Annotated in this window: 23 protein-coding genes and 1 riboswitch; of the genes, 18 read left to right on the forward strand and 5 right to left on the reverse strand. The window is 64.2% G+C overall.

The features are described from left to right. Positions 1-66 precede the first annotated feature (66 nt). The 10 genes from QCE79_RS17300 (at position 67) to QCE79_RS17345 (ending at position 9,272) form a co-directional block, all read left to right on the forward strand. The gene (locus QCE79_RS17300; RefSeq protein ID WP_244831842.1) at positions 67-1,122 is read left to right on the forward strand and encodes an ABC transporter substrate-binding protein; all 1,056 of its coding nucleotides are present in this window, start codon (positions 67-69) and stop codon (positions 1,120-1,122) included. A gap of 30 nt (positions 1,123-1,152) precedes the next feature. Beyond that, positions 1,153-2,232, forward strand: coding sequence for an ABC transporter ATP-binding protein (locus tag QCE79_RS17305; RefSeq protein ID WP_309846316.1), 1,080 nt, complete (start codon positions 1,153-1,155; stop codon positions 2,230-2,232). After that, positions 2,219-3,091 (forward strand): ABC transporter permease, encoded by an 873-nt coding sequence (locus tag QCE79_RS17310; protein WP_309846318.1) that lies wholly within the window; start codon positions 2,219-2,221, stop codon positions 3,089-3,091. Before QCE79_RS17305 ends, QCE79_RS17310 begins: the two co-directional genes overlap by 14 nt. A gap of 14 nt (positions 3,092-3,105) precedes the next feature. After that, entirely contained in the window at positions 3,106-3,903 is a 798-nt protein-coding gene (locus QCE79_RS17315) for an ABC transporter permease (RefSeq protein WP_250468062.1), read from the forward strand. Beyond that, positions 3,900-5,042: an FAD-binding oxidoreductase gene (locus tag QCE79_RS17320; protein ID WP_244831845.1), complete on the forward strand. Its 1,143-nt coding sequence runs from the start codon at positions 3,900-3,902 to the stop codon at positions 5,040-5,042. The genes QCE79_RS17315 and QCE79_RS17320 overlap by 4 nt, the downstream gene beginning before the upstream one ends. Positions 5,043-5,049: 7 nt before the next feature. Continuing rightward, complete coding sequence (locus QCE79_RS17325; protein WP_250468063.1) at positions 5,050-5,412, forward strand: (2Fe-2S)-binding protein; 363 nt, start codon at positions 5,050-5,052, stop codon at positions 5,410-5,412. Further along, positions 5,402-6,808, forward strand: coding sequence for an FAD-dependent oxidoreductase (locus QCE79_RS17330; RefSeq protein ID WP_309846324.1), 1,407 nt, complete (start codon positions 5,402-5,404; stop codon positions 6,806-6,808). The genes QCE79_RS17325 and QCE79_RS17330 overlap by 11 nt, the downstream gene beginning before the upstream one ends. Continuing rightward, positions 6,801-7,976, forward strand: coding sequence for an FAD-binding oxidoreductase (locus tag QCE79_RS17335; RefSeq protein ID WP_309846325.1), 1,176 nt, complete (start codon positions 6,801-6,803; stop codon positions 7,974-7,976). Before QCE79_RS17330 ends, QCE79_RS17335 begins: the two co-directional genes overlap by 8 nt. A 59-nt stretch (positions 7,977-8,035) precedes the next feature. Further along, the gene (locus tag QCE79_RS17340; RefSeq protein ID WP_309846327.1) at positions 8,036-8,389 is read left to right on the forward strand and encodes a RidA family protein; all 354 of its coding nucleotides are present in this window, start codon (positions 8,036-8,038) and stop codon (positions 8,387-8,389) included. A gap of 110 nt (positions 8,390-8,499) precedes the next feature. Further along, positions 8,500-8,668, forward strand: a riboswitch (FMN riboswitch). 100 nt (positions 8,669-8,768) lie between these two features. After that, positions 8,769-9,272: a 6,7-dimethyl-8-ribityllumazine synthase gene (locus QCE79_RS17345; protein WP_309846329.1), complete on the forward strand. Its 504-nt coding sequence runs from the start codon at positions 8,769-8,771 to the stop codon at positions 9,270-9,272. Between the two features lie 233 nt (positions 9,273-9,505). Here QCE79_RS17345 and QCE79_RS17350 read toward each other — a convergent pair whose 3' ends face one another. Together QCE79_RS17350 and QCE79_RS17355 are read right to left on the reverse strand one after the other, a co-directional pair. Then, on the reverse strand, positions 9,506-9,688 hold the full coding sequence (locus tag QCE79_RS17350; RefSeq protein WP_250527485.1) for a hypothetical protein: 183 nt from the start codon (positions 9,686-9,688) through the stop codon (positions 9,506-9,508). Positions 9,689-9,967: 279 nt separating this feature from the next. Further along, positions 9,968-10,678, reverse strand: coding sequence for a hypothetical protein (locus tag QCE79_RS17355; RefSeq protein WP_250511764.1), 711 nt, complete (start codon positions 10,676-10,678; stop codon positions 9,968-9,970). Between QCE79_RS17355 and QCE79_RS17360 the strand changes: the two genes are divergently transcribed. From QCE79_RS17360 to QCE79_RS17385, 6 genes are all read left to right on the forward strand, one after another. Beyond that, positions 10,668-10,802, forward strand: coding sequence for a hypothetical protein (locus tag QCE79_RS17360; RefSeq protein ID WP_284503931.1), 135 nt, complete (start codon positions 10,668-10,670; stop codon positions 10,800-10,802). The two genes, QCE79_RS17355 and QCE79_RS17360, sit on opposite strands and share 11 nt — an antisense overlap. Positions 10,803-10,838: 36 nt before the next feature. Continuing rightward, positions 10,839-11,624 (forward strand): type VI secretion lipoprotein TssJ, encoded by a 786-nt coding sequence (locus QCE79_RS17365; protein ID WP_244831854.1) that lies wholly within the window; start codon positions 10,839-10,841, stop codon positions 11,622-11,624. 10 nt (positions 11,625-11,634) lie between these two features. Continuing rightward, positions 11,635-13,020 (forward strand): type VI secretion system baseplate subunit TssK, encoded by a 1,386-nt coding sequence (gene tssK / locus QCE79_RS17370; RefSeq protein WP_309846333.1) that lies wholly within the window; start codon positions 11,635-11,637, stop codon positions 13,018-13,020. Position 13,021: 1 nt separating this feature from the next. Then, positions 13,022-13,990 (forward strand): DotU family type IV/VI secretion system protein, encoded by a 969-nt coding sequence (locus tag QCE79_RS17375; RefSeq protein WP_309846335.1) that lies wholly within the window; start codon positions 13,022-13,024, stop codon positions 13,988-13,990. Then, on the forward strand, positions 13,987-18,054 hold the full coding sequence (locus QCE79_RS17380) for a type VI secretion protein IcmF/TssM N-terminal domain-containing protein (protein WP_309846337.1): 4,068 nt from the start codon (positions 13,987-13,989) through the stop codon (positions 18,052-18,054). Before QCE79_RS17375 ends, QCE79_RS17380 begins: the two co-directional genes overlap by 4 nt. Positions 18,055-18,738: 684 nt before the next feature. Beyond that, on the forward strand, positions 18,739-18,900 hold the full coding sequence (locus tag QCE79_RS17385; protein ID WP_309846338.1) for a hypothetical protein: 162 nt from the start codon (positions 18,739-18,741) through the stop codon (positions 18,898-18,900). A gap of 355 nt (positions 18,901-19,255) precedes the next feature. Here the strand turns inward: QCE79_RS17385 and tssA are convergent, their stop codons facing one another. From tssA to QCE79_RS17400, 3 genes are read right to left on the reverse strand one after another with little or no spacing between them, the layout of a single operon-like run. Continuing rightward, the gene (tssA, locus tag QCE79_RS17390; RefSeq protein ID WP_309846340.1) at positions 19,256-20,833 is read right to left on the reverse strand and encodes a type VI secretion system protein TssA; all 1,578 of its coding nucleotides are present in this window, start codon (positions 20,831-20,833) and stop codon (positions 19,256-19,258) included. A 43-nt stretch (positions 20,834-20,876) separates the two neighbouring features. Next, positions 20,877-21,617 (reverse strand): response regulator transcription factor, encoded by a 741-nt coding sequence (locus QCE79_RS17395; protein WP_250495312.1) that lies wholly within the window; start codon positions 21,615-21,617, stop codon positions 20,877-20,879. Positions 21,618-21,621: 4 nt separating this feature from the next. Beyond that, on the reverse strand, positions 21,622-23,913 hold the full coding sequence (locus tag QCE79_RS17400) for an ATP-binding protein (RefSeq protein WP_309846341.1): 2,292 nt from the start codon (positions 23,911-23,913) through the stop codon (positions 21,622-21,624). Positions 23,914-24,207: 294 nt separating this feature from the next. Between QCE79_RS17400 and QCE79_RS17405 the strand changes: the two genes are divergently transcribed. Beyond that, positions 24,208-24,696: an Hcp family type VI secretion system effector gene (locus tag QCE79_RS17405; RefSeq protein WP_250527492.1), complete on the forward strand. Its 489-nt coding sequence runs from the start codon at positions 24,208-24,210 to the stop codon at positions 24,694-24,696. 470 nt (positions 24,697-25,166) lie between these two features. Next, positions 25,167-25,661 (forward strand): type VI secretion system contractile sheath small subunit, encoded by a 495-nt coding sequence (tssB, locus tag QCE79_RS17410; protein ID WP_244831862.1) that lies wholly within the window; start codon positions 25,167-25,169, stop codon positions 25,659-25,661. Positions 25,662-25,669 lie beyond the last annotated feature (8 nt).

Here is a 25,669-nt window from a genome sequence, read left to right on the forward strand (position 1 = left end):
CGAAACTGCATTTCAACGACGGGTCATGAAGCCCGCCCCCACACCCCGGATCTGGAGATCGTCGTCATGAAAAGAGCGTTGCATCGCCGTCTGTCCGTCCCCGCTTGTACCGCCTTCGCGGCTCTTTCTTTCGCCGCTCCGCTTCTCGCTCACGCCGAAACCACGCTCTATGTCGCCAATGTGGGCGGCTCGAACGAGCAGTTGTATCGCCAGAAAATCATCCCGCCGTTCGAAAAAGCGCATGACGTCAAGATCGTCTACGTTGCGGGCAATTCCAGCGATACCCTCGCCAAGTTGCAAGCGCAAAAAGGCCATCAGCAGATCAACGTCGCCGTGATGGACGACGGGCCCATGTATCAGGCGATGCAGCTCAATCTCTGCGCCAAGCTCGACGAAGCGCCCGTGATGAAGGACGTCTATCCGCTTGCGCGTCTCGGCGCGACGTCGATCGGCGTCGGCATGGTGGCGACAGGCATCGGCTACAACGAGGAAGCGTTCAAGAAGGCCGGTCTGCCGCCGCCCGATTCGTGGAAGGTGCTCACCGACAAACGCATCAAGGGCAAGCTCGGCGTGCCGCCGATCACCAACACGTATGGTCTGCATACGCTCGTCATGCTCGCGCGTCTGAACGGCGGCGGCGAGAAGAATATCGAGCCGGGCTTCGCGGCGATGACCAAGGATGTCGCGCCGAACGTGCTGTCCTGGGCGCCCACGCCCGGCGAAATGGACGGTCAGATGCAATCCGGCGACGTGGTGCTTGCGCCCTACGGCAGCGGTCGCGCGGTTGCGCTGCAGAACACGGGCTTTCCGCTCAAGTTCGTCTACCCGAAGGAAGGCGCGGTCGCGTTGCAGGTGGCGGCATGTGCCATCGCCGAGAACGCGCAGCCGCAGTTGTCGCAGCAGTTCGTCCAGTATCTGCTGAGCCCGGAAGTGCAGGCGTTGCAGGCGCAAGGCATCGGTCTCGGTCCGGTCAACAAGACGGTCAAGCTGACGCCGGAAATCGCCGCGCGCGTGCCTTACGGTCCCGACCAGATCGCGAAACTGACCGCGATGGACTGGACCACGATCAACCAGCATCGCACCGAGTGGACGGAGCGCTGGAACCGTTCGGTCGAGCGTTGAACCCCACACCGGCATGAAGGAGCGAGGCGCATGGCCTTCCTGACTCTGCAAGGTATCTCGAAACGCTACGGCGATTTCACGGCGATCGAACAACTCGATCTCGATGTCGAACGCGGCGAACTTCTCGCGCTGCTCGGACCTTCGGGTTGCGGCAAGACGACCACGCTGCAAATGGTGGCGGGGTTCGTCACGCCGACCACGGGCCGCATTCTGCTCGATGGCCGCGACATCACGCACGAACGTCCGGAGAAACGCGGCATCGGCGTGGTGTTTCAAAGCTATGCGCTCTTTCCGCACATGACGGTGGCGGGCAACGTCGGCTTCGGTCTGGAAATGCGCAAGGTCAAGCGCCGCGAACGCGAAGAGCGCGTGGAAGAAGCACTCGTGCTCGTGCGTCTAAAGGGACTCGGGCATCGCTATCCGAAGGAATTGTCGGGCGGCCAGCGGCAGCGCGTGGCCATTGCACGCGCCATCGCCATGCAGCCCGAACTGCTCTTGCTCGACGAACCGATGTCCAATCTCGACGCCAAGTTGCGCGAGGAAATGCATATCGAATTGCGGGCGATTCAAAAGCGCCTCGGCATAACGACGATCCTCGTCACGCACGATCAGGTCGAAGCCATGACCATGAGCGATCGCATTGCGGTGATGCATCGCGGAACCATCGCTCAATTGAGCACGCCATACGACGCTTACGAGCGTCCCGCCACGCCGTTCGCATCGACCTTTCTCGGGCGCACCAATACGTTTTCCGGCGAAGTCCTGCGGCGCAATCCGCGTTGCGCCGAAGTCGATGTACTCGGCACCACGCTGCACGTGCCGCACGAAGGCCGTCATGTGAACGGCGCGGTCAACGTTTATATCCGCCCGGAGAAGGTGCATATCGCCAATGGCGCAGCGCGCGTGCGCGGACGTATTGCAACGCGCGTGTTCGTCGGCAATCAGTGGCTGCTCGAAGTGGAAACGGAACTCGGCAAGCTGCGTGTCGCGCAGCCGAATCACGGTGCGCCGCCGCCCGAGGAAGGTCACGAAGTCGGCCTCGCCTGGACCGACGACGATCTGCGCGTGCTCACGCAAGATGCTCCGGAGGGTGCTCATGGCCACGCTTGACGACGACCGTCCCGGCGCCGCGCCGTGGCTCCTGTCCGGCCCCGCGCTGCTGCTTTTTGTCGGATTGCTGCTGGCGCCGCTCGCGCTCACGCTCGTGCTGTCGTTTCGCGTTTTCAGCGACACGGCCGGCGTCACCGCCGCCTACACGCTCACGAACTATTGGGAAGTAGTGAGCGACCCGTACTACCACACCATCTTTCTGCGCACTGCCGGCCTCGCCTTCGCGGTCACGCTGCTCTCCATCGTGCTTGGCGTGCCGGAAACTATCGTGCTCGCGCGCATGAAGAAGCCGTGGCAGTCGCTGTGTCTTCTCGTCGTGCTCGGCCCGCTCCTGATCTCGGTCGTGGTGCGCACGCTTGGCTGGCAGATTCTGCTCGGCAACAACGGCGTGCTCAACAACGTGCCGCAAGCGCTGAAAATCACCGATGAACCCATCCGCCTCGTCTTCACGATGACCGGCATGATCATCGCGCTCACGCACGTTCTGGTGCCCTTCATGGTGATGTCCGTGTGGGCCACCATGCAAAAGCTCGACCCGCAAGTGGAATGGGCCGGACGCTCGCTCGGCGGCTCGTCGTTCGCGGTGTTCCGCCGCGTGGTGCTGCCGCAGATCATGCCGGGCGTGCTGTCGGGATCGATCATCGTGTTCGCGCTGTCGGCATCCGCGTTCGCCACGCCCGCGCTGATCGGCGGACGGCGCCTGAAGGTCGTCGCCACCGCTGCCTACGACGAGTTTCTCGGCACGCTCAACTGGCCGCTCGGCGCGAGTATCGCCGTGTTGTTGCTGATCGCGAACGTGGCAATCGTCATGGGTTGCAGCCGCCTCGCCGAACGCCGGTTCCGGCATATCTTCGACTAACGCGGACGACGATCATGAAACAGAACGGCATTCTCGGGCTCGTCTACAACGCGTTCTTCCTGACCTTCATCATGGCGCCGCTCGTGGTCGTGATGCTCGTCGCCTTCACCGACAAAGGCTTCATCTCGATGCCTTTCGATGGCGCGTCGCTGCGCTGGTTCCGCGCGATCGTCGAGAACGGCGACATCGTTTCGGCGTTCTGGCTGTCGATCCGCCTCGCGTTCGCGGCGGCGACCATCGGCGTGCTGCTCGCGGTGCCCGCGGCGCTGGCCATCGCGCGTTATCGCTTTCCCGGCCGCGCCGCGCTCACGAGCTTTTTCCTCTCGCCGATGATGATCCCCGCCGTCGTGCTCGGCATCGCGTTCCTGCGCTTTCTGTCGCTGCTGCATCTGTCGGGATCGTTCTGGTCGCTGGTATGCGCGCACGTCATCATCGTCTTGCCGTATGCATTGCGGCTTGCGCTTTCGTCCGCCGTCGGCCTGGATCGCGATGCCGAACGCGCCGCGCTTTCATGTGGCGCGAGCCGCTTCACCGCATTTCGCCGCGTGGTCCTGCCGATGATCCGCACCGGCGTGGCAGGCGGCTGGGTGCTCTCGTTCATCCAGAGTTTCGACGAACTCACGATGACCATTTTCGTCGCGACGCCCGGCACGACCACGCTGCCCGTCGCCATGTACAACCAGATCGCGCAGACGATCGATCCGCTGGTCGCCTCGGTCTCGGCGGTGCTGATCGTCGGCACGGTGTTGCTGATGATCCTGCTCGACCGCATGGTCGGACTGGACCGCATTCTGATCGGAGAAGCGCGATGACACTTTCAACCTCCGCCAGCCCCGACGTGCTCGTGCTCGGCGGCGGCCTGGTCGGTTCCGCCGTGGCTTACGGTCTTGCCCGCGAAGGCGCGCGCGTGACCGTGCTCGACGAAGACGACGGCGGCTTTCGCGCCTCGCGCGGCAACTTCGGCCTCGTATGGATTCAAGGCAAGGGCTATGGCCTCTCGCCTTACGCACGCTGGTCGCGCAGTTCGGCCACGCGCTGGCCCGGACTCGCCGAGAGCCTCTTGAACGAAACGGGCATCGACGTGGCCTTGCGCCAGCCGGGCGGCTTCCACTTTTGCTTCAACGACGACGAACTCGCCGACCGCGAGAAGCGTCTCTCGACGCTCAAGGCCGAGATCGGCGACTACCCGTATCAGATGCTCGATGCCGCCGAGATTCGCGAGCGCATTCCGCAGATCGGCCCGCAAGTGATCGGCGCGAGCTACACGCCGATGGACGGCCATGTGAACCCGCTCAAGCTCTTGCGCGCGCTTCATTCGGCGATGCAGGCGCGCGGCGTGAAGCTCGTCTCGGGCGAACGCGCGGAACGCATCGAACCGGACGCGAACGGCCAAGGCTTCGTCGTGCATGGCAAGCGCGGAACGTATCGCGCGGGGCGTGTCGTGCTTGCGGCTGGCCTCGGAAACCGCATGCTCGCGCCGTTCGTCGGATTGAACGCGCCGGTCGCGCCGAATCGCGGGCAGGTGCTGGTGAGCGAACGCGTCGCGCCGTTTCTCGACTATCCGACGCTCAACGTGCGCCAGACCGACGAAGGCAGCGTGCAATTCGGCGATTCGATGGAAGAAGTCGGCTTCAACGATTTCACGACCACGCATGTGCTCGCCGATATCGCGCGGCGCGGCGTGCGCGCGTTCCCGATGTTGCAGCACGTGCGGCTTGTGCGGATGTGGGCCGCGCTGCGCGTCTACAGCGCGGACGGCTTTCCGATCTACGACCGGTCGGAAGCGCATCCCGGCGCGTTCGTCGTCACTTGCCATAGCGGCGTGACGCTCGCCGCCGCACATGCCATGCGCGTGGCGCCGTGGATCACCGGTGCACCCGTGCCCGAGGAATTGCCGACCTTCTCCGCACGCCGCTTCGAGAACGCTCAAGAACCGATTCCCGCACACTGAATTCGACATGACTTCCCAATCGACTCACACGCTGTTCAAGCCGCTGCCGGGGGAATCCGCCGCGGCCATCGAGATCTTCTTCAACGACCAGCCTTTGTCCGTGCCGGGCGGCCGTTCCGTCGCGGCCGCGCTGCTCGCGGCGGGCGTCTCGCGCTTTCGTGCGACGCCGGTGTCGGGTGCGCCGCGCGCGCCGTATTGCATGATGGGCGCGTGCTTCGAATGCCTCGTCGAAATCGACGGCATTCCGAGCCGTCAGAGTTGCATGGTCGAAGTGCAGGCGGGCATGCGTATCTGCTCGCAGGAAGGCGCGCGCGATCTGCCGCCCATGACACTCGCCGATACCCCGCTGGAGAACGCGCATGGCCGCTGATTTCGCCCCCGAAGCCGTCGATGTGGTCGTGATCGGCGCTGGTCCGGCCGGCATGAGCGCGGCCACGCGCGCCGCCCGCGCGGGCCTCAAAACCGTGTTGATCGATGAACAGGACGCCGTGGGCGGCCAGATTTATCGTGGCATCGCTCACGCCGATGCGCGTCGCAAGGAAATACTTGGCCCCGACTACGCGGCGGGCGCGGAGATCGCCCGTGCGTTCGCGGCATCGGGCGCGCGTCACGTGACCAATGCGAGCGTCTGGCAAGTCACGCGCGAGCGCGGCATCAACTATCTGAAGGACGGCAAGATCGGCAGCTTCGACGCGCAACGCGTGATTCTCGCAAGCGGCGCGCTGGAGCGGCCCTTTCCGATTCCCGGCTGGACGCTGCCCGGCGTGCTGACGGCGGGTGCCGCGCAGATTCTTCTGAAGAGCGCGGGCGAAGTGCCTGCCGCGCCACCGGTTCTCGCGGGCTGCGGGCCGTTGCTGTATCTGCTCGGCTGGCAATATGTGCGCGCCGGCGTGCCGATTCGCGCGCTCGTCGATACCACGCGTCACGAAGACCGCTGGCGCGCGAAGCGTCACATGCTGTCCGCGTTGCGCGCGTGGCCGTTCCTGAGCAAGGGCCTGCAACTGATCCGCACCTTGCGCGACGCCGGCGTGCCGATCTTCGAAGCGGCCGACGATCTGCGCGTGGAAGGGCGCATCGGCGCGGATAACGTCGAGCATGCGGCCGCGCTTCACTTCACGACGCAAGGCGCGGCGCACCGCCTTGAAGCGGACGTGATCCTGCTGCATCAGGGCGTCGTGCCGAATACGCAGTTCACGCAGGCTTTGCGGGCGTCGCATCGCTGGGACGACGCGCAGCTTTGCTTCACGCCCAAAGTCGATGCGTGGGGCGAGCTGGATGTGCCCGGCATCTTCGTCGCGGGCGACGGCGCGGGTATCGGCGGCGCGCAGGCGGCGGCCTTGCAGGGCTCGCTCGCGGGCCTCGCGGTCGCGGCGCAACTCGGCGCGCTGAACGCCGCCACGCGCGACGCCGAAGCGGCCGGGCAGCGCCGCGCGCTGGCGGGCGTGCTGCGCATCCGGCCATTTCTCGACAGCCTTTATCGTCCGCGCGATATCAACCGCATTCCGCGCAACGAGACTATCGTGTGCCGCTGCGAGGAAGTCACGGCGGGCGAATTGCGCAAATTCGTCGAGATGGGTTGCGTCGGACCGAATCAGGCGAAGTCGTTCGGACGTTGCGGCATGGGTCCGTGTCAGGGCCGCATGTGCGGTCTCACGGTGACCGAAGTCATCGCGGATGCGCGGCGCGTCACGCCCGCCGAAGTCGGCTACTACCGCATTCGTCCGCCGATCAAGCCGCTCACGCTCGGAGAACTCGCCGGTGAATGACGCAACCGACGTTCAGGAAGCCGATGTGCTCGTGGTTGGCGGCGGACTGCACGGCACGAGCAGCGCGTTCCACATGGCGCGGCGCGGCGCGAAGGTGATCGTGCTCGAAGCCGATTACGTCGCGCGTCATTCGTCCGGCGTGAATGCGGGCGGCGTACGCACGCTCGGACGCGCGCTGCCCGAGATTCCGCTCGCGCTGATGTCGCGTGAAATCTGGCATGGCATGCGCGATCTGATTGGCGAGGATGGCGGCTTCGTGCCATCGGGCCAGCTCAAGATAGCCGAGACGGACGATGAACTCGAAGCATGCCGCGAGCGCGTCGCCCTGCTCGAATCGCATGGCTTCACGCACGAGAAAGTGATCGACCGAGAGGCCGTGCTCGAACTCGAACCCGCTCTGGCTCGGCATGTCACGGGCGGCATCTGGGTCGAGCGCGATGGCTTCGCGCTGCCGTATCGCACGACCACGGCCTTCCGGCTCGCCGCGCAAAAACTCGGCGCGCGCTTTCTGGAAGGCACGCCGGTGCGTCGTATCGAGCAACGCGGCGCGCGCTGGTTCGCCTACACGCCGCACGGCACGTTCAGTGCGGAAAAGCTGCTCGTCACGGCGGGCGCGTGGTCCGGCGAACTCGCGAAACAGGTGGGCGAGCCGGTGCCGGTGCATCCCGAAGGTCTGATGCTGATGGTCACGCATCGCGTCGCGCCCTTCTGTCGCGCGACACTCGGCGCAACGGGACGGCCGCTGTCCTTCAAGCAGTTCGATAACGGCACGGTGGTGATCGGCGGCAAGCTGATCGGCATTGCGGACCTGCTTGCGCGTCATGGCGAAGTGGATTTCGTGCGCCTCGTGCGCAGCGCTAAAACCGTCACCGATCTGTTCCCGCATCTGCGCCATCTGGGCGTCAATCGCGCGTGGGCCGGTGTCGAGGCATTCACCGAAGATGAGCTTCCAGTGATCTCGGCAAGCCGCAAGGCATCGAATCTCTATTACTCGTTCGGCTATTGCGGCAGCGGTTTTCAGCTCGGGCCGGGCTGCGGCAAGCTCGTCTCCGAACTCATGCTCGATGGCGCGCCGTCCATTTCACTCGATGCATTCGCCATCGATCGCTTCGGGCGCGCGGCCGCTTCTTCTTCGGATGCGAATACCGCGCGTCTCGTCGCGCATTGAATGCCGCGCGTTTGCGCGCGGCGACTTCGTTTCAATCTCAACGTTCAAGGAAAAACATCATGGGCGATATCGTTCGCATCGACACCAATCAGCGGATGAGCCGCGTCGTCAAGGCAGCGGGTCTCGTGTTTATCGGCGGCCAGACTTCCGCCGATCATTCGCCGGATATCAAACTGCAAACCGCCAAGGTGCTCGAAAAGATCGACGGCTTCCTGGAGAAAGCGGGCATCGACAAGACGCGTCTCGTGTCGGCACAAGTGTGGCTTGCGGATATCGCCCGCGATTTCAGCGGCATGAACGAAGTGTGGGATGCGTGGGTGCCGCAAGGGCATGCGCCGACCCGCGCGACGGTGCAAGCGCAATTGGCAACGCCCGAGTTGCTGGTGGAGATCGCGGTGGTGGCGTTGGCGTGAACGGGCTGCTGCCGCTTATCGCTTTTCGTGATTTGAATGTGCGAAACGCACCGCACAAAAAGCCACGTTTCATGGTAACTTCCAGCCTGTTCATCGCACGGTTGCGATGAGCGAGTTCTCGGGGCGGGGTGAGATTCCCCACCGGCGGTAATCGTTTCCCGATGTTTTCACGAAAGGGACGTAGCCCGCGAGCGCTCTCCGGCTTTCACGGTCGGAGAGGTCAGCAGACCCGGTTTGATTCCGGGGCCGACGGTATAGTCCGGATGAAAGAGAACAGGACAGTCAGTGTGCTTCGTCACGCTTCGTTCGCGCTTATTTTGTCGCGTGCGAAGGCCATTGGCCGTCCTTCGCCCTGTTCACACCAAACAGGCTGATGTCCATGAACTTTTCCAATTCGAACGAAACCCAAGCAGTATCGGCTGCAGGCTCCACTCGTGCGCGCGTCGCTTTCGTGCAGGCTTGCTGGCATCGCGATATCGTCGATCAATGCAAGACCTCGTTCATCGAAGCCATGCAGAAGCGCGGTTACACAGCGGACGATATCGATCTCTACGAAGTCGCTGGCGCATTCGAGATTCCGCTGCACGCCAAACGTCTTGCGCTAAGCGGCCAATACGCGGGCATTGTCGCGGCGGGACTGGTGGTCGATGGCGGAATTTATCGGCACGAGTTCGTCGCGACGGCTGTCATCAACGGCTTGATGCAGGTGCAACTCGAAATCGGCACGCCGGTGTTTTCGGCCGTGCTTACGCCGCATCATTTTCATCATGGCGAAGAGCATATCGGCTTCTTCAAGGAGCACTTTCTCGTGAAGGGTGCGGAAGCGGCGCATGCTTGCGCGGATACGATCGCCAAGTTGAGTGCGTTGCCGGTGGCGGGTTGAGCATTTGAAGCAGATGAGCGGGCTTTTCGACGAAGGCCCGCTTCAATCGCAAAGCGACGTGCTTTGATCGCCGACCGCGAACAGCCGTCGATCCCACACCACGGATATCGGTTCCGAAACCACGATCCGCGCGGCATCGGGATGAGCGGATTTCACTACGGCGTTGAGCTCAGCGCACGCAATCACGGCCGGAACCCGCAACACGGCGGACTTTGCGTTACGCCGCGATCCATTCAACTTGCGGAATCCCCCGACTTCACCGCGCGCATGGAATCCAGCGCCTGCAACACCTCTCCATCCGACGACACCACGCAGAACCCCGCCGACGGTAAATCGTCATTGCCGACCGTCGCGAAGCCCGCTATTAGCAACGCCGCCAGCACCACACCCGCCACCCATCCCAGACGCTTTTTCATGATGTTCCCCGCTCATGCTTCTCGAATGACTCCATGAAGCGCACTTTGCGCCAGCAGAGTTACACGAGCGTTAGCAAAAGGAAGCACGGGGGTTTCATCTGAAACATAGCTCCGTTACACGCCCATCAAGGCTGCAACGCCGCAACGTCACGCCGATTTCCGCCAAAAATCAAGCGAAACGCGTGTTACACTCGGTTCGCTTTTTTAAGACAATTCCTCTTGCCCGATCCGCCAAATCGTCTTTAGGGAGTACTGGCATCCGGTCACGGAATCAGGGAATCAAGGAATCGGCAAGTTGCGCACGACCGGCTGGCCATCGGGATACACCGCGAGCGTGTTGCCCGGGTCGTATGGCAGATCGGCGGACATCGGCTTGCCGTCGAGCATGAAATCAACCTTGTAGAGATCGCCGCCGCGAAAGCGGGCGTGCTGGACATCGCCGCATTGGTCGTTCGTCACGAAGTGCTCCACCGGCACGTCGACGGGCGAATCGGGCGTGGCCGGCTTCGGCGGGGGAATCAGGAAATGCCAGAGCGCCATGCCGATCAGGCCGCCCGCCACGCCGCCGGCGACCGTCACCGATATCTTGTGCGTCAGCGCGTGCCCAAGCACGCCGCCGCCCGTACCCAGCAGGATGCCGAACGGTCCGACCACCCAGCCCACGGCGCCGCCCGCGAGCGCGGCCGGCAAAATCCAAATGCGCTCCGCCAGAAAATGCGCCGCGAGCCACGCCGCGCCCGCCGCCCCGAGCGGAGCGCCAGTCAGACCTTCGATATGCCGCACGAACCACGGGCGCGCATTCGCCTGCGCCACCTCGAACTCGCGCACGGTGGTGAGCGTCGGGCGGCACTCGTGCTGACTGGCGAGCGTGGTCGTGGTGAGCGTGCTGACGGAAACGACCGGCACGGTGACGGGCAGGCCCGTGTGCGCAACTTCGGTCGATTGCACCTCAGGTTGAGCGGTGTCGCTGCCGTTAACCGTGTTAGCCATATCGGCGGCCCTGCATCCGGGCGCGGTGGCCGAAAGCATCGCGAAAGTCATCAAGCATGCGCTCGCGACGGCAAGACGGCGCAAGCCCGGCTTCGGCGGCAAGGATCGCTTGGCCAGACCATGACTACGACTACGATTACGACGGGAAAGATCGAGGGACATGAGTAGACCGACTCTCAGGCAAGCCGAATTTGCCGCAAGCGTAGCAGAGCAGACGATTCGCGTCGCCCCCACGTTGCGACGCGCGGCGCAACGCGTACTCACCGTCTGCGCGCTCGCCTTCGGCTTGGTACTCGCGGGCTGCTCCATGTTCAGCGGCACGAGCGCGAAGCAGGCCGTCGCGGCCGTCGACTGGAGCGCGGCGGGCGACGCCATCCTCGTGCAGCTCGACGCCGACGATCTACTCAACGAATACAACAACGAGCCGCATACGCTCCTGCTCGGCGTGGTGCAGACCGCCGACGCCGATTCGTTTCGCAAACTGTCGGCCGATGCCGGCACGCTCGCCTCGACGCTCGGCGAAGCGGCGCCGAATCCCGCGATCCTTCAGCTCACGCGCTACGTCGTGCAGCCGGGCGGTCACACGATCCTCTCGATCGACCGCGCCGCGAAAGCGAAGATGGTCGGGCTGATCGCGGGCTTCTACACGATGGACCCGGCGTCCAGCGCGCGTCTCTTCGAGATTCCGCTCGCCATATCGAATCAGGCGTTCGTCGGCCACGATTATGCGGCGCAACCGCAAACGCTTGCGTTGCGCCTGTCGCTCGGACGCGATGCGATCAGCGACGCCGCGCGTCTGAATCCGGAACCGCCGCAGATCGTCGCCGCGCAAAAACGCGCACAGGCGAAGCAGCAGATCGTGCCGCTCGACGGCGGCGGCAAGGAAGTGCCGCTCACGCCATCGAACGGCGCAGCCGATACCGCCACCATCAAACTCCCCAACTGACGAGCCCGACGTGGAAGACAAGCAAGCCGTCTACTGGCATCAGGGAATGTTTCTGCAGCCGCAGCATTTTCAGCTCGCGGATCAGCACAGCCGTTTCACGCAGACGCCGCTTTACGAAGCCGGCGTGCCGCATTTCTGGGGCGTCGGCGCGCTCGAACTGTCGAGAAGCGCCATCGCGAATCGCACCATCGACGTGCAGCGCGCGCGTCTTCTGTTCCGCGATCATCACTATGTCGAGTATCCCGAGAACGCGGTGATCGCGCCGCGCACCTTCGAGGCAAGCTGGGTGCAGGGCGACCGTCCGCTCAACGTCTATCTCGGCGTGCGCCGCGCGAGCGAGCAGGAAAAGAACGTCACCGAAGTTAGCACGCTCGCCGACGCCGCGAACGTCGCCACACGCTTCGCCACGGTGATGTCCGTTCCCGAGACGCCCGATCTCTATTCCGAAGGCCCCGACGCGCCGCTGCAAACGCTGCGCTATGTGCTGAAGGTGTTCTTCGAATCGGAGCTGGATCATCTGGATCAGTACGAGCTGATTCCCATCGCGCGGCTGGTGCGCGATGGCGACACCGTCGTGCTCGCCGACCGCTTCATCCCGCCGAGTTACGCGCTCGCCGGTTCCGATGCGCTGCGCACGATGCTACGCGAGATCCGCGACGAGCTTGCAGGACGCGCCCGCCAGTTGCAGGAGTACAAGAATCCGCGCGAGATGCAGAAGGCCGAGTTCGACGCGTCGTACATGCTGTTCCTGCTCGCGTTGCGATCGCTCAATCGCTTTTCGCCGAGCCTGTTCCATCTGATCGAGAGCGAACAGGTGCATCCGTGGCTCGCATATGGCGTGTTGCGGCAACTCGTCGGCGAACTGAGCTCGTTCTCGGAGCGCTTCACCATGCTCGGCGAGATGGACGGCGGCGCCGGTCTGCCCGCTTACGATCACCTCGACCTCGACGGCTGCTTCGGGCGCGCGCGCGTGACCATCGGGCATCTGCTCAACGAGATCACGGTCGGGCCGGAGTTTCTGGTCGTGCTGGAGCCACGCGACGGCGTCTATCACGGACAAGTGCCGCGCAGCGTGTTCGGCAACCGCAACCGCTTTTATCTCGTCGTGCGGACGCAGGAAGATCCGCAATGGGTGGTGGATGGCATCGTCAACGGCGCGCGTTTGTCCGCGCTCGGCGAGATTCCGACGCTCGTGCGCCATGCCCTGCCCGGCCTCGAACTGATTCATATGCCGCACGCGCCGCAGGGTTTGCCGCGTCGCGCGCATTCGTTCTACTTCCGTATCGAACAGGTGAGCGAGCAGTGGGAACTCGTCGAGCGCGAAGGCGATATCGCTCTTCACTGGCTCGATGCCCCCGCCGATCTGCGCGCCGAGATCGTGATCCTGCGGAGATGACGTGCATCTGACCGACACTTTGATCCCCGTCATCGCGCTGGTGCGGCAGACGATCGATACGGCCGCCGCCCCGGCCTTCTTGCGGCCGTCGACGGCGGCGCCTGCCGTTCCAAGGCCCTTGCCCGCCGCGCCGCGTCCGGTTGCATCGCAGCCTGCTTCCGCTGGCGGTTCGCCGTTTGCGCCGCAGCCTATCGGCGAGATGGCCGCCAATGGCAATGCAAGCGCTAACGCCAACGCCAACGCCGTCGCCATCGCCGATGCCCCGCCGGCGCCCGCGCCGCTTCCTTCGCTCGCGCCACGGGCGAGTGTATCGAACGCATCGAGCGGCACGCCCGCCGAGGACGCCGCGCGCGCACGCGCACTCGCCGAAGCGATCGACGAAGCTATCGACCAGGCACGGCACGAAGCGCGCATCCACAATTTCGTGCCATCGGATTTCGACAACGCGCTTTTCGCCGTGCTCGCCTGGGCCGACGAAGTGCTGATCTCATCCGAATGGGCTGGCGCGCCGCACTGGCAGCGCCATCTGATGCAGCGCCGCCACTTCAACACGACGACCGCCGGCGTCTCGTTCTACGCGCGTCTCGACGATCTGCGCGACGATCAGGCCGATGTGCGCGAAGTCTTTGCGCTGTGTCTCGCGCTCGGCTTCAAGGGTCGCTATGCGCAGGAGCGCAGCTCGCGTCAGCTCGACGAACGCCGCCGCGTCACGCTTCAGAAAGTGCTCGACGAAGGCGGCGTTCCGGCCGCCACCGGCGCGGTGCTCTTTCCGCAAGCGTATGTCAGCGAGGAATCGGCGCGCGCGGCGCAAACCGGCGTCGAACCGGCGGCGCGCCGGGTGCGCTGGCGGCTTCGCCGGCAGACGCTCATCGGCTTCGGCTTGCCCGTGGTCGTGCTCGCCGTGCTCTACGGCACCTATCACCTGATCATCGTGCAGATGGTGAACGCTCTTCTTCCGCTCATCCAATGAAAGTCCTGCGCACCGTTCTGCTGTGGCTCCTTGCGCTCGTCGTGCTGGCGCTCGTCAGCTGGGGGCTGACGCTGTATCTCGAATGGCCGTTGTGGGCGTCCGCCGCGATTTTCTTCGGCGCGCTCGGCATGTTCTTCATGTTGATCTTCCTGCGGCGCCTGACGCTTGCGTATCGTTCCCGCAGCATCATCGCGCGGCAGCGGCGTGCCGAACAGGAAGCCGCGCAGCGCGGGTCGCGCACGGGCGCCTTGCGCCGCAAGTTCCGCGATGCCGCGGCGCTCCTGCGCGGTTCGAGCCTGAAGCGTCTCGGCAATCCGCTCTACGTGCTGCCCTGGTACATGGTGATCGGCAGACCGGGCGCGGGCAAGACCACGGCGCTCGCGCGCTCGCGGCTGTCCACTTCGCTGCAGGATCACACGCAACAAGGCGCGCCGGTCCCGCAAACCGAAAATTGCGACTGGTGGTACTTCGACCGCTCCATCGTGCTCGACTGCGCGGGCCGTTATGTCGATGCCGACAACGAAGACGCCGACCGCCGCGAGTGGAATCTGGTGCTGGACCTGCTGTCGCGCTATCGCGGACGCCAAGGCATCAACGGACTCGTGCTCGCCATCTCCGCCGACCGGCTCGTCACGCCGGACCGCGAGGCGATCGATCAGGAAGCGCGCGTGATCCGTGCGCGCATAGAACAGTTGATCCGCCTTTTCGGGCGGCGCTTTCCGGTGTACGTGCTCGTCACCAAGTGCGATCAGCTCTATGGCTTCGAAAGCTGGAGCACGCTCTTGCCCGAGACCGCGTTGAATCAGGCGATGGGTCATCTCGCGCCCGCCACCGCCGACGATCCGCCGACCGAGCGCTTCCTCTCACTGGCCTTCGATGCCATCGTCGAACGACTACACGCGATGCGGGTTGCGCTGGTTGCGCGGCATCCGCAATCGGCGGTGGAACTGCTGCTGTTTCCGAACGAACTCGACCGCCTGCGCGCGGGCACCGAACTCTTCGTGAAGGCGTGCCTTGGTAACAGCCCGTATCTGGAATCGCCGTTCTTGCGCGGACTGTTCTTTTCGAGCGGCCTGCAGGCCGGCGGCGCGCGCTCTGCGGTGCTGCCGGAGACGCTGCGCCCGATGCCGCCGCACGAACCCTCGACGACCGGCGTGTTCCTGCACGATCTCTTCGGCCGCATCCTGCCGCAAGACCGCAACGTCGGCAAACCTGCCGCGCTCGTCAATCGCTGGTTCGCCGCGACCCAGCATCTAGGCATGCTCGCGTGGGTGATGTTGGCCGTTGCGTTCGGCTTGCTGATCACGATGTCGTTTATCCGCAACGTCAACACGCTGACGCAGATCGAGCGCAGCTATCCATTTCATCAGCGCTTCGACGGCTTGCTCGTCGATGACGCCGCTACCCTCACGCGCAGCAACACCGCGCTGCGCGAGATCGATCGCCGCAACCGCAACTGGCGTTCGCGCTGGATGATCTCCGGCCATATCGACCGCTTGCAGGAACGGCTGCGCCGGCAATACACGCAGCAATATCTGCAGTACATCCGACCAGCCGTCGAACGCGATTTCGATCTGGATTTGCGGCGCGATCTCGTCAACGATACCGACGGCACGCTGCCGCTTAGCATCCTCAACGAAGTGCGCGTGACGAATCTGCTGCGCGCGAAAGTGGCGGGCGCGGATCGTCCGGAACTTGCCGCGATGCCTCAGCCGCTTTATAGCGACATGGCGCCGTGGTCGTCGCAACTCTTCGACCAGATCAACGACTTGCGCATTTCCTATATCGCGTGGTCGGCGACGAATGCGCGCGACATCGTGACGCGCGTGGCGCAACAGCAGGCGACGCTTGCCCAGGCGCTGTACCAGAACCGCATGCACTGGCTCACGCAGCTTGCGCCGATCGACCCGCATCTGCACGATGTCTCGCTCGCCGACTTCTGGCTCGACGCGAACTCGGCGCGCGCGCAATCCCTGCGTCTGGCAAACGTGGATGCTCCGGTTGCGGGCAATGTCGCGGGCGGGCGCATCACGGCGGCGTCGAGCCGTGCAACGGCGCCCGATTCGAAGGCCGTGGAAGCCGCGCGCACCGACGCGCAACTCGCCGAAGCGAACCGGCTCGCGGAGATCAAGGTGCCGGCCGCGTACACACGCGCGGGACGGGTGGATATCGACGGCTATCTGAAGGAGATTCACCAGGCGGTCGTCGACGATGCGCAACTCGTGCAGCAACAGGCGTTCTTCGACCACGACTATCAGATCGAGCGCTTTCAGGCGTGGCAGAGCTTCGTGCAAACCGTGCCGCAGGGCGAACGCATGCTACCGGGCCGCGACGCCTGGCGCGGACGGCTCGCGACCATCACGCAGAACGCGAGCCCTTATCTGCGCGCGCTCGATCGCGTCAACGACGAGTTCGAAGGCGTGGCCGACGCCCAGTTGCCCGACTGGCTGCAGACCGCTCGACGCATGGGCCGCCTGCGGCGCGATGCCACCGGCGCGCTGATCGCGAGCCGTGCTGGTGGCATCGTGCAAAGCATCAACTCGTTCGGCGGCCAGGCGATCCGCGACAGCATCGCGAGCAGTCCGCTGGCGGGCGCCGCGGCGGTGCGCGTCAATGCGCGCGCGGCATCCGCGATGCGCGACTATTTTCAGGACATCGATCAGATCGCGGCCACCGTCACCGATGGCACCGCGAAGGCATATGGCGTATCGGCTGCGTTTCATGGCTTTGGCGTCGATCCGGCGGTGAAGACATCGCCTGTACACGATGCCGCGCGCGCCCTTCTGCGCCTGCGTGACGAAGTCGATTCCAACGGCGCGGCTGATCAGGCCATCTGGCATCTGATCGGCGGGCCGCTGCATTTCGTGCTGGCTTATACGGAAGAAGAGACTTCGTGCGCGTTGCAATCGGATTGGGACAGCAAGGTGTATTGGCCGTTGCAGGCGGCGACCAGCATGACGCAGGTCGTCGATCAGTTGTACGGTCCGCAGGGTTCGGTGTGGAGTTTCGTCGATGGGCCGGCCAAGCCGTTCCTGACGCATTCGGCGAGCGCGATTTCTGAAGTGCAGACGGCCGATTACAGCGTGCCCTTCACCACCGCGTTCCTGCCGACGCTCAATTCGGCGGTCGGCAAGCGCACCGCGCAGCTGATGGAAGCACAGCGCGCCAAGTCCCGCGCCGAAGCCGACGCAGCGCAGGCGCAGGCGGCGCAAGAGCAGGCGAAGCAGCAGCAGGCCAATGCGGAGCAGGCCATTGCGAGTGTTAAGCAGCAGATTGCGGCGGCGCAGGCGAAGGCGTATCCGTTGACGATCACGGCGCAGCCTATCGACGTGAATCCTTCAGCGCGCATGCGGCCATTCGCGACCGTGCTGACGGTGCAGTGTGCGGCGGGCGCGCGCACGTTGACCAACTTCAACTTCCCGGTGAGCGACACTTTCAACTGGACACTCGGCCAGTGTGGCGAGGTGAGTTTGCTGATTCGTTTCGATGGCCTGACGCTCTCCAAGCGTTATCGCGGCGATGCGGGCGTGGTCAGTTTCCTGCGCGACTTCCGCGATGGGCACCGATTGTTCACGCCGCAGGATTTTCCGTCGTCGGCGGCGGCGCTCGCGCAGCGCGGCATCGACCAGATCACGGTGCGTTACGAGTTCCGTGGCGAGGACGCGATCATCGATGGCGCGACGCAGCTGGCGCAATTGCAGGACGCGCAGCAGAAAGAGACGCAGCTGCGCGAGCAAGCGATCGATACGCTTGCGGCGCAGACGCAGCAGTTGTTGCTGATCAAGCTGGCGGGTAATGGTGGCGGGACGACGCCGCAGCCGCTACGCGTGTCGTTGCCACAGCAGATCGGGATGTGCTGGAATGCGCCGGCTTCTCCGGCGGGAACGCAGACGCTGCAGGCGCGTTTCGATAGTCTGCTGGAAGCGCGCGGCCCGCTGGTGACGGCGGCGGCGCCTTCGTTTGCACCGATTCAGTCAGGACCGATGACGGCGCCGGACGTGCCGCCGTTGCCGATCTTGCCGGTTTTGCCGACAGTGCCGGGGTTGTCGGGGGCGGGGTCTTGAGTTCGTCGTTTTTTGGTATCTGGGCGGGGCTTGGGATGAGGCAACGGGCCGGCTATTCTTTATTGCTGAATACACTAAGACACCGGCAACGACGCTGGTTCTTAGTTCTTCCCTTTCTTAGTCGCGCATCGTCTCGCGCTCTCGCCATTCAAGCGGCACGGAGTAAACTTCCGTGCCGCTACACCTAGCTATTCCCGCTTTGCTACATCTTCTCAAGGATACTGCCGCCAATGCGCGGGCTTATCCTGATCCTGCAAATGCCGCTCTCGTGCGACGTGTACCGAGTAGTTCATTGACAGTGCCCAATCCGCTGCCTCTTTCTGCGTTTTAGTTTCCTTTACCTCTTTTCGGTCAACGATTACCACGTGATGCGTCGTGCCCTTACCCTTTTCATTTGATAACGGCCTATGCGCAACATAAGCGTGCTTTTTCACAATAAATTCCTCGACTAAATTAACGGAAACTAAGTTCTTACTGCCGCATAGACATCAGGCTGTCCGCTGATTTTTTCAATGCCAGTATTTTCTGAATATTTTTAATGCGCGTCCTTGTCCGCTTCGGCATTCTTCGTCGCTAAGAGCGAAGCGGCGGTATCGCCATGAAGTGCCATGCCTCGCTATCGGGCTCGGCGTTAATTTAGATGCGCTAATTTCTGATGAAGGCGAGCGCGGCCCCGATGATGTCGTGCGTTGTCAGTTCGAAACCATTGCGCGCATGCCCGAGCAGGATCAGCAACTCGTGCGCGGCGTGCTCGATGCGTTGATCTTCAAGAATCAGGCGCGCGCAATGACGCGCGTGACCGAGAGTGAGAAGCAGCTCGCGCGTAAAGACAGTAAGAAGGGGTAGGGACCACAGCGGTAAATGGAGCGCGGCTGGGAGTTAACACTCGCGGCCCGCTGACCAGTTCACTTGACGGCCTGAATATGACTAACGCCGATCCTAAAGCACGTTCGCCTGTCGCGGAACGGGTGCTGACAGTGCAGCAGCTCTCCTGCGAGCACAACCAACTGGCATAAGCAGTATCACAGCAGCTTCGAACGGCGGCCTGCGCCCAAGTTTCCAACCTATGTTCTCTGGATTTGCCTCACTGGACGATGGCTTGAATAGGCGGGCTACTGGAACCGTGGGTGGCGCGCGTTGAGCAAGCGAACGAGGCGTTGTCAGGCGGCCGTCGTCACGCGTCGCGCGCGACCGCCTTCCCCTACACGCCCCCCAACGCCAACTTCACCGCCGCAGCCGCATCGATCTTCGCAATGCGCGCGACCAGTGCAATCGCTTCGGCATGCGCATCGTTTTGCTGATACAGCGCGTGCGCCGCGCTCAACGCCTCCAGCGCGAGTTGCGGCGTCCAGCGGTCGAGCTCATGCCGATCCACTTCGCCGACGATCATCTGCGCGAACGGCCGCAGCGGCGCGTTCGGCCGATGCGCCAGCATCAATTCGCTCAAGTGGATGGTCGCGCGCAGGCGTTGTTCCGGATTCGTGCCCAACGTCGCGCCCTGGAGCGCCACTGCCGCCGCTTCGAGGTCGCCCGCCGCGGCGAGCGAGCGCGCCGTGCCGAGCGCCACCGCGAGCGCATCCGGCGCCGCGCCGCCGCCCGAACCCGTCGCCGCATTGCGTTGCAGGCTCGTGATCCATTCGAGCGTCGCGCCATCCGCGAAAGGCTTGCCATCCGCGAAAGTCAGATTCGGCAACTCCGGGGCGCGGCGCAACAGTTGCAGCGTCGCCGCGTTCACTTCGGCGAGCGCGTCCGCGAACGGCTCGCCAAGATTCGCAAGCGCCTGCGCGCTCGCGCGATTCAAATCCATCCAGAACGGAAACGCCGGCAAGTTCGCCTCTGCGAACGTGAGCGTGTCCTCGGGCGCATCGCCGGATTGCAGGCGGTCCAGCGCAATCGCCAGTTCCGCGATCGGCCCCGGAATGCGCGTCTGGCCACGCTCGGCAAGCGGCGCGGTTTCAATCGCGCCCCACGCCGCAAGCCGATTCAGCCGATACGCCTGCGCATCGCTCGCCCGATTGCCACGCCGGAAGCCCGCCAGCGTCACCAGCCGCTCGGCGATCTGCTCGAAGGCGCGGTCGGCATCGGCATCGGACACAATGGCCGCGCTCGAAAGCGGCGCGACGGCAAGCGATGCGGCAGCGGCCGGCGCAGAAGGACGCGAGATTTGTGCTGGTCGTGTCTCCGCCGACGCGACAGGCGCGTCTACAGCAGGCACGGGCTCGGGCACAGCTTCCCGAACCGGCAACGTGCGGATCTGATTGAGCAACGGCCGCACGCTCGGCGCGTCCGGGTCTTTCTCGGCAAGACGCGTATCGATGGCTTCGAGGCGCGTCTGCAACGCATCGATCAATGCGCGCTCCTGCTGCGTATCGCGGTCCACCTTGTCCACGACGAACTGAACCGCCCGCTCGAAAATCCACGACAACGCGTTGCGCCGCGCCCGCAAGCGCGAGAGGCCCGGATGCAGCGTTTCCCAGTAATTGGCGAGCAGATCGTCGATGACCGTCAAGCCGCTCGCAAGGCCTTCGAGGCCGGAACGGCGCATGAGTGCGCCCGCGAGATAACACGCGACGAGCAAGTCCTTGCCGCGTTCGGCGAGCAGCACGGTGGCGGCGCGCTGCACCACGTCCCAGTCCGTGCCGGCCGCCGCGCTCGGGCTGTTGAGTTTGTCGATCTCGGTCTGCAGGCGATCGAAGTCGGGATCGTCGCGGACATCGTCGCCAGCGGGGTTGTCCGGCGTAATGGGCGCGGAACCGAGCGTATCGAAAGGAGGACTCATGGCTTATTCGTCGAGGATAAATCGGGAAACACGTAAAGGTCGATCACCACACTTCCTCGATTTCCGCATTCAGGTAGTAGCCCGCGCCGCGTTCCGTGCACAGCAGCTTGGGCGCGCGCGCATCTTCCTCGATCTTGCGACGCAGCCGCAAAATCTGGACGTCGATGGCGCGGTCATAGACATCGTCGAACGCGCGGGTGCGCTCGATCATGTGTTCGCGCGACACCACGCGATTAGGCGCGCCGAGCAGCACGACCAGCAAATTGAACTCGGCGTTGGTGAGGGTAACGGTCTCGTCGTCCTGCGACTTGAGGCGGCGCGTGTTCAGATTCAGCGTCCAGCCGCCGAAGCGATACGCGCGCGGCAGCTTTCCGCGCGTGATCGGCGCGCCCTGCGCCGTGCCCGCGCCCGTGCGCCGCAGCACGGCGCGCACACGGGCGAGCACTTCGCGCGGCGAAAACGGCTTGGTGACGTAATCGTCCGCGCCGAGTTCGAGGCCCATCACGCGGTCGGCTTCCTCGGTGCGGCCCGTGAGGCAGATGATCGGCATGGCGCCGCCCTCGCCGCCCGCGCGCCATTCGCGCGCGAGTTCGAGGCCGTCGCCGTCGGGCAGGCCGAGGTCGAGCAACACGAGATCGAAGGTATCGGCGGCGAGGCATTCGCGCGCTTCGGCGGCGGATGCCGCGCCTTCGGTCGTCATGCCGTGTCCGGCTAGATATTCGACGAGCAGAACACGCAAGGAATGGTCATCGTCGACGATCAATATGCGGGGTGAACTCGGCATGGCGTTAGCGCGTGGCTTCGTGTGAGTGATAAAGCGCCTGCACCGCGCGCGAAAAATCGGCGCGGCCAAACGGTTTGGCGAGGAACGGCACGCTCACGCCCGCGGCGATATGCGCGCCCTGCCGCGCCCCGCTGATCAAGAGCGCGGGCAGCGCGGGACTGCGTTCGCGCGCGGCGACGATGAGTTCGTCGCCGCGCAGGTCATCCATTTCGATGTCGCTGACGAGGAACGCGAAGCCGTGCGGATCGGCTTGCAATGCGTCGAGCGCGGTGGCGGGCGACGCGTAGCTCGCAGGCTCGAAGCCGGATTCGGCGAGCCAGTCTTCGAGGAGCGCGCGGAGGGTGTCGTCGTCTTCGACAAGGAGGACGGGCTCGCCTTGGCCGATGGGAGCGTTGGGCTCGGTGCAGGGCGTGCCCGGCGCGTGAGCCGCATCCATCGTTCGCGACATGGACGCAATGCTCGGCGCTGTCGCCAAATAAACCGCGTTAGCCTTTTCTCCATCCGACGGCGACGCATCGGTTCCGATAGTCGACCGCGGCGGCGTCACATAAGCCGCATCCGCATCACTAGCCTCATGCATTCCCCCGTCGCCTAGGCCACCGCGCGGCCCCGTCGCCACACCCTTCACGCGCTTCGCCGGCAACAACACCCGAAACATCGCCCCACCCAGCGGCCCGTTTCCGACCGCAATCCCGCCGTCGTGATCCGCGACGATTCCCGCCGCGATCGACAACCCCAACCCATGCCCGCTCTGCTTGCGCTTGGTCGAAAAGAACGGGTCGAAAATCCGCGATGCGATATCCGGCGCAATCCCGGGCCCATCGTCGTGCACTTCCAGAATCACCGCGGTGCGCTCCGGCACGCGCCCGACATCCGCGATTTCCTCGCGCGGCACGCCCGCCGACACGCGCAGGATCACCCAGCTGCGCGCCGCCTGCGCCGCGTTGCGCAGCAGGTTCAAAAGCACCCGCACGAGCTGCGCATGATCGCCCGCGACAGGCCACGCATCGATACCGCTGGCGCCCAGGCGAACGCCGTCGTATTCCACGGCAATCGTCACCGGCCCGCGATGATCCGCCGTCGCCAAACCCACCGCCTCGTCGATGACCACGCGCATCGACACCGGTTCGCTACGTCGCGGACTGCCGCGCCCGACCGCGAGCAGCATCTGCTCGGTCATCGCGGTGCCGCTTCTGACTGCCGCCAGCACGTGTTGCAGCGGACGGCGCGCATCGGCATCGGCGGGAAGAAGTTCATCGGCGTATTCGGCGTGGCCGCGCACGGCGCCCAGCACATTGTTGAAATCGTGTGCAATGCCGCTCACCAAAAGGCCGAGCGATTCGAGCTTTTGCACGCGTTGCAGACGCGCCTCGTAACCACGCCGTTCGAGCAGCGCGACCGCCACGTAAAACACCAGCGTGCACAGCACGGCGAGGTCGATCTGCAACTGCCGCACGCCGACGATGCCGTTTTGATGGTACGAACCATTGCCCGTCACCGTGAGCGCCACGCCCGTCGTCACGATGACGAAAGCCGCGAGCGTCGCCGCGCGGATCGACCCGGCGACCGCCGCCCAGACGAGCAGCAGAATCAGCAGCAAATGCTCGGTCTCGTCAGGAAGCTGGATGCGGAACGCCTCGATCATCAGCGCCGCGCCGCACAGCGCCGGCACGACGACGACCCACGCGCGCACCGGCCGCGCATCCGGATCGGGCGGCGTAGTCCACGCGAGCAGACCGGGCACGAGGACGAGCATCGCCAGACCGTTGCTGCCCATGATGGTGCGCCAGACATCGATGAGATCGCGACCGCCGATCGCATGCGATAGCGCGCTACCCGCGAGCGCCATCGCGAAAACGGTGCCAAACGGCAGCAATAGCAAGAAGCGTGTGAAGCGCGCGGTGGTATCGAGACGCGCGCGGCGGCTCACGAAGCGCCAAGCAAGCCCGACGCCCACGCCCACGCCGAGCACGTTGACGAGCGCGAAGGACGCATCGACCCAAAGCGGGAACACGTCGAACTGACCGACGATGACCATCGCGATGAAGATCGCGACGAGCGCGGCCGGCCATTCGCCGAGCGGCCGACGCCAGAGATAGGCCACCGCCATCGCCGGGGCGGGCCACACCACCGCCGCCAACGCCGAACCGGTGCCGAGCGTGTCGAGCGGTGTCGAAAGGACGCCGTAAACCACGCCCAAAAACAGGGCGCGCCGCAAGCCCGCCACATAGTGACGCGCGCCGGTAGCGGGCAGACCGTGCGGCGCGGCGGCGGCCGCACGAACGTCATTGGTCACAGTGGCCCCCGGTTGAGCGAGCGCATCGGCGATAAGCATTCCGATACGACCTGAGATTTATCTTAGAAATGGTCGCAAGTGTAATGCGGGCTAAAGCAACGCACAACGCAGCGCACAAATCGCGCAACAGGCGACCGAACGTTCGCGAACCCAGGCAGTTGCGCGTTCGTTACGGATGAAACAAGCGGCGCCCTTGGCGCAACACGGCTGCAACGGCGCCCGCCGACACTACAAACATGCGCCGGACCTGAAGAGAACGGCGCTCCAACCCGAACAACCTAGAAGAGGTGAATCATGCCGATGCCGTGCTATCTGACCGTCGAAGGTCAAAACCAGGGAAAAATCGAAGGCGCCACGAAGGTGCAAGGTCACGAAGGCAAGATCCTCGTGCAAGCCGTGGATCACACCATCGAAATTCCGAAAAGCCCGCAGACCGGACTGCCCACCGGCAAGCGCGTGCATGGCGCGATGAAGGTGAGCAAGGAGATCGACAAGTCGAGCCCGAAGCTTTATCAGGCGTTGACGTCCGGCGAACAGTTGAAGACCGTCACGCTCGAGTTCTATCGCATCTCGCCGAAAGGCACGGAGGAAAAGTACTACACCGCCAAGCTCGAGAACGCGATCCTGACCAACATGAAGTCATGGACACCGAACTGCCTCGACCCGAACAACCGGCAGATCGGACACATGGAGGACCTCGCGTTCACCTACGAAAAGATTACCTGGACCTACGAGCCGGACGGTATCGAAGCCGAGGATTCATGGCTCGCGCCGAAGGCCTGAGCCACCTGGACAGCCGCTGGACATACGCTCGAAAGCCTTGTCGCACAAGGGTTTTCGAGCGCTGAAGCCGCGTCTTCGGAGGCCGCCGTATACGGCTTGTCGAGGACGATCTTTAGAGCATATGAACTGATAAAAATGCGTTGGGTTTTTGAGATACGTCTGTTTATAATGGCTCGCACTCAATTCCGGGACAGGCACTCAAGCCTCAAGGACCGTTTCCCATCCGGACTCGCCGATCCTTTCGCTCAATCGCGGGCAGAGCATCCGACAGTCTGAAGCGGCTCACATCCGCCCCGCGCCGCACCCCGCATTCCGTATCACGCAATTTCGTTAGTTATCCCGTGCTCAGGCGATGGCTGCCCGCCCGAGCGTATGCAGTGGCGGCGGCCCGCGTCAGTCGCACGGTGCGCGAGACGCGTTTTCATCGATGTCCGCACTGCCAGCGCGGCGCCGTGAATCTGGAGATGGAAATGGCAAATGATGGTTCGGTTGCTCCGAAGGAACGCGTCAATATCGTCTATCGCCCGGCCACGGGAGACGCGCAGGCAGAAGTGGAACTGCCGCTCAAGTTGCTCGTGCTCGGCGACTTCACGTTGCGTCAGGACGACGTACCGATCGAAGACATGAAGCCGATCAACGTCGACAAGGACAACTTCAACGAAGTGCTGAAAGGCCAAAAGCTCGGCCTGCAACTCTCGGTGCCGAACAAGCTCGACGAGAAAGCCGGTCCCGACGACGTGCTCTCGCTCGACCTGAAGTTCGACTCGATCAACGACTTCACGCCCGATGCGCTCGCGGAACGCATTCCCGAGCTGCGTCAGATGCTCGAACTGCGCGACGCCCTGAAGGCGCTGAAAAGCCCGATCGGCAATCTGCCCGACTTCCGCAAGCGTCTGCAAGAGCTGATCCAGGACGAAGGCGTGCGCGCGCGGCTGCTCGGCGAACTCGGCGCACAAGACAAGTAACGCGGAAC

The organism is Caballeronia sp. LZ003 (genome assembly GCF_031451465.1).
Lineage (GTDB): Bacteria > Pseudomonadota > Gammaproteobacteria > Burkholderiales > Burkholderiaceae > Caballeronia.

Coding starts and splice junctions, on each gene's coding strand:
- QCE79_RS17345 (WP_309846329.1), top strand. CDS start 8,769: ATGAACTTTTCCAATTCGAACGAAACCCAAGCAGTATCGGCTGCAGGC.
- QCE79_RS17355 (WP_250511764.1), bottom strand. CDS start 10,678: ATGGCTAACACGGTTAACGGCAGCGACACCGCTCAACCTGAGGTGCAA.
- QCE79_RS17395 (WP_250495312.1), bottom strand. CDS start 21,617: ATGCCGAGTTCACCCCGCATATTGATCGTCGACGATGACCATTCCTTG.
- QCE79_RS17405 (WP_250527492.1), top strand. CDS start 24,208: ATGCCGATGCCGTGCTATCTGACCGTCGAAGGTCAAAACCAGGGAAAA.
- QCE79_RS17330 (WP_309846324.1), top strand. CDS start 5,402: ATGGCCGCTGATTTCGCCCCCGAAGCCGTCGATGTGGTCGTGATCGGC.
- QCE79_RS17350 (WP_250527485.1), bottom strand. CDS start 9,688: ATGAAAAAGCGTCTGGGATGGGTGGCGGGTGTGGTGCTGGCGGCGTTG.
- QCE79_RS17310 (WP_309846318.1), top strand. CDS start 2,219: ATGGCCACGCTTGACGACGACCGTCCCGGCGCCGCGCCGTGGCTCCTG.
- tssA (WP_309846340.1), bottom strand. CDS start 20,833: ATGAGTCCTCCTTTCGATACGCTCGGTTCCGCGCCCATTACGCCGGAC.
- QCE79_RS17325 (WP_250468063.1), top strand. CDS start 5,050: ATGACTTCCCAATCGACTCACACGCTGTTCAAGCCGCTGCCGGGGGAA.
- QCE79_RS17320 (WP_244831845.1), top strand. CDS start 3,900: ATGACACTTTCAACCTCCGCCAGCCCCGACGTGCTCGTGCTCGGCGGC.
- QCE79_RS17340 (WP_309846327.1), top strand. CDS start 8,036: ATGGGCGATATCGTTCGCATCGACACCAATCAGCGGATGAGCCGCGTC.
- QCE79_RS17300 (WP_244831842.1), top strand. CDS start 67: ATGAAAAGAGCGTTGCATCGCCGTCTGTCCGTCCCCGCTTGTACCGCC.
- tssB (WP_244831862.1), top strand. CDS start 25,167: ATGGCAAATGATGGTTCGGTTGCTCCGAAGGAACGCGTCAATATCGTC.
- QCE79_RS17365 (WP_244831854.1), top strand. CDS start 10,839: ATGAGTAGACCGACTCTCAGGCAAGCCGAATTTGCCGCAAGCGTAGCA.
- QCE79_RS17305 (WP_309846316.1), top strand. CDS start 1,153: ATGGCCTTCCTGACTCTGCAAGGTATCTCGAAACGCTACGGCGATTTC.
- QCE79_RS17380 (WP_309846337.1), top strand. CDS start 13,987: ATGAAAGTCCTGCGCACCGTTCTGCTGTGGCTCCTTGCGCTCGTCGTG.
- QCE79_RS17315 (WP_250468062.1), top strand. CDS start 3,106: ATGAAACAGAACGGCATTCTCGGGCTCGTCTACAACGCGTTCTTCCTG.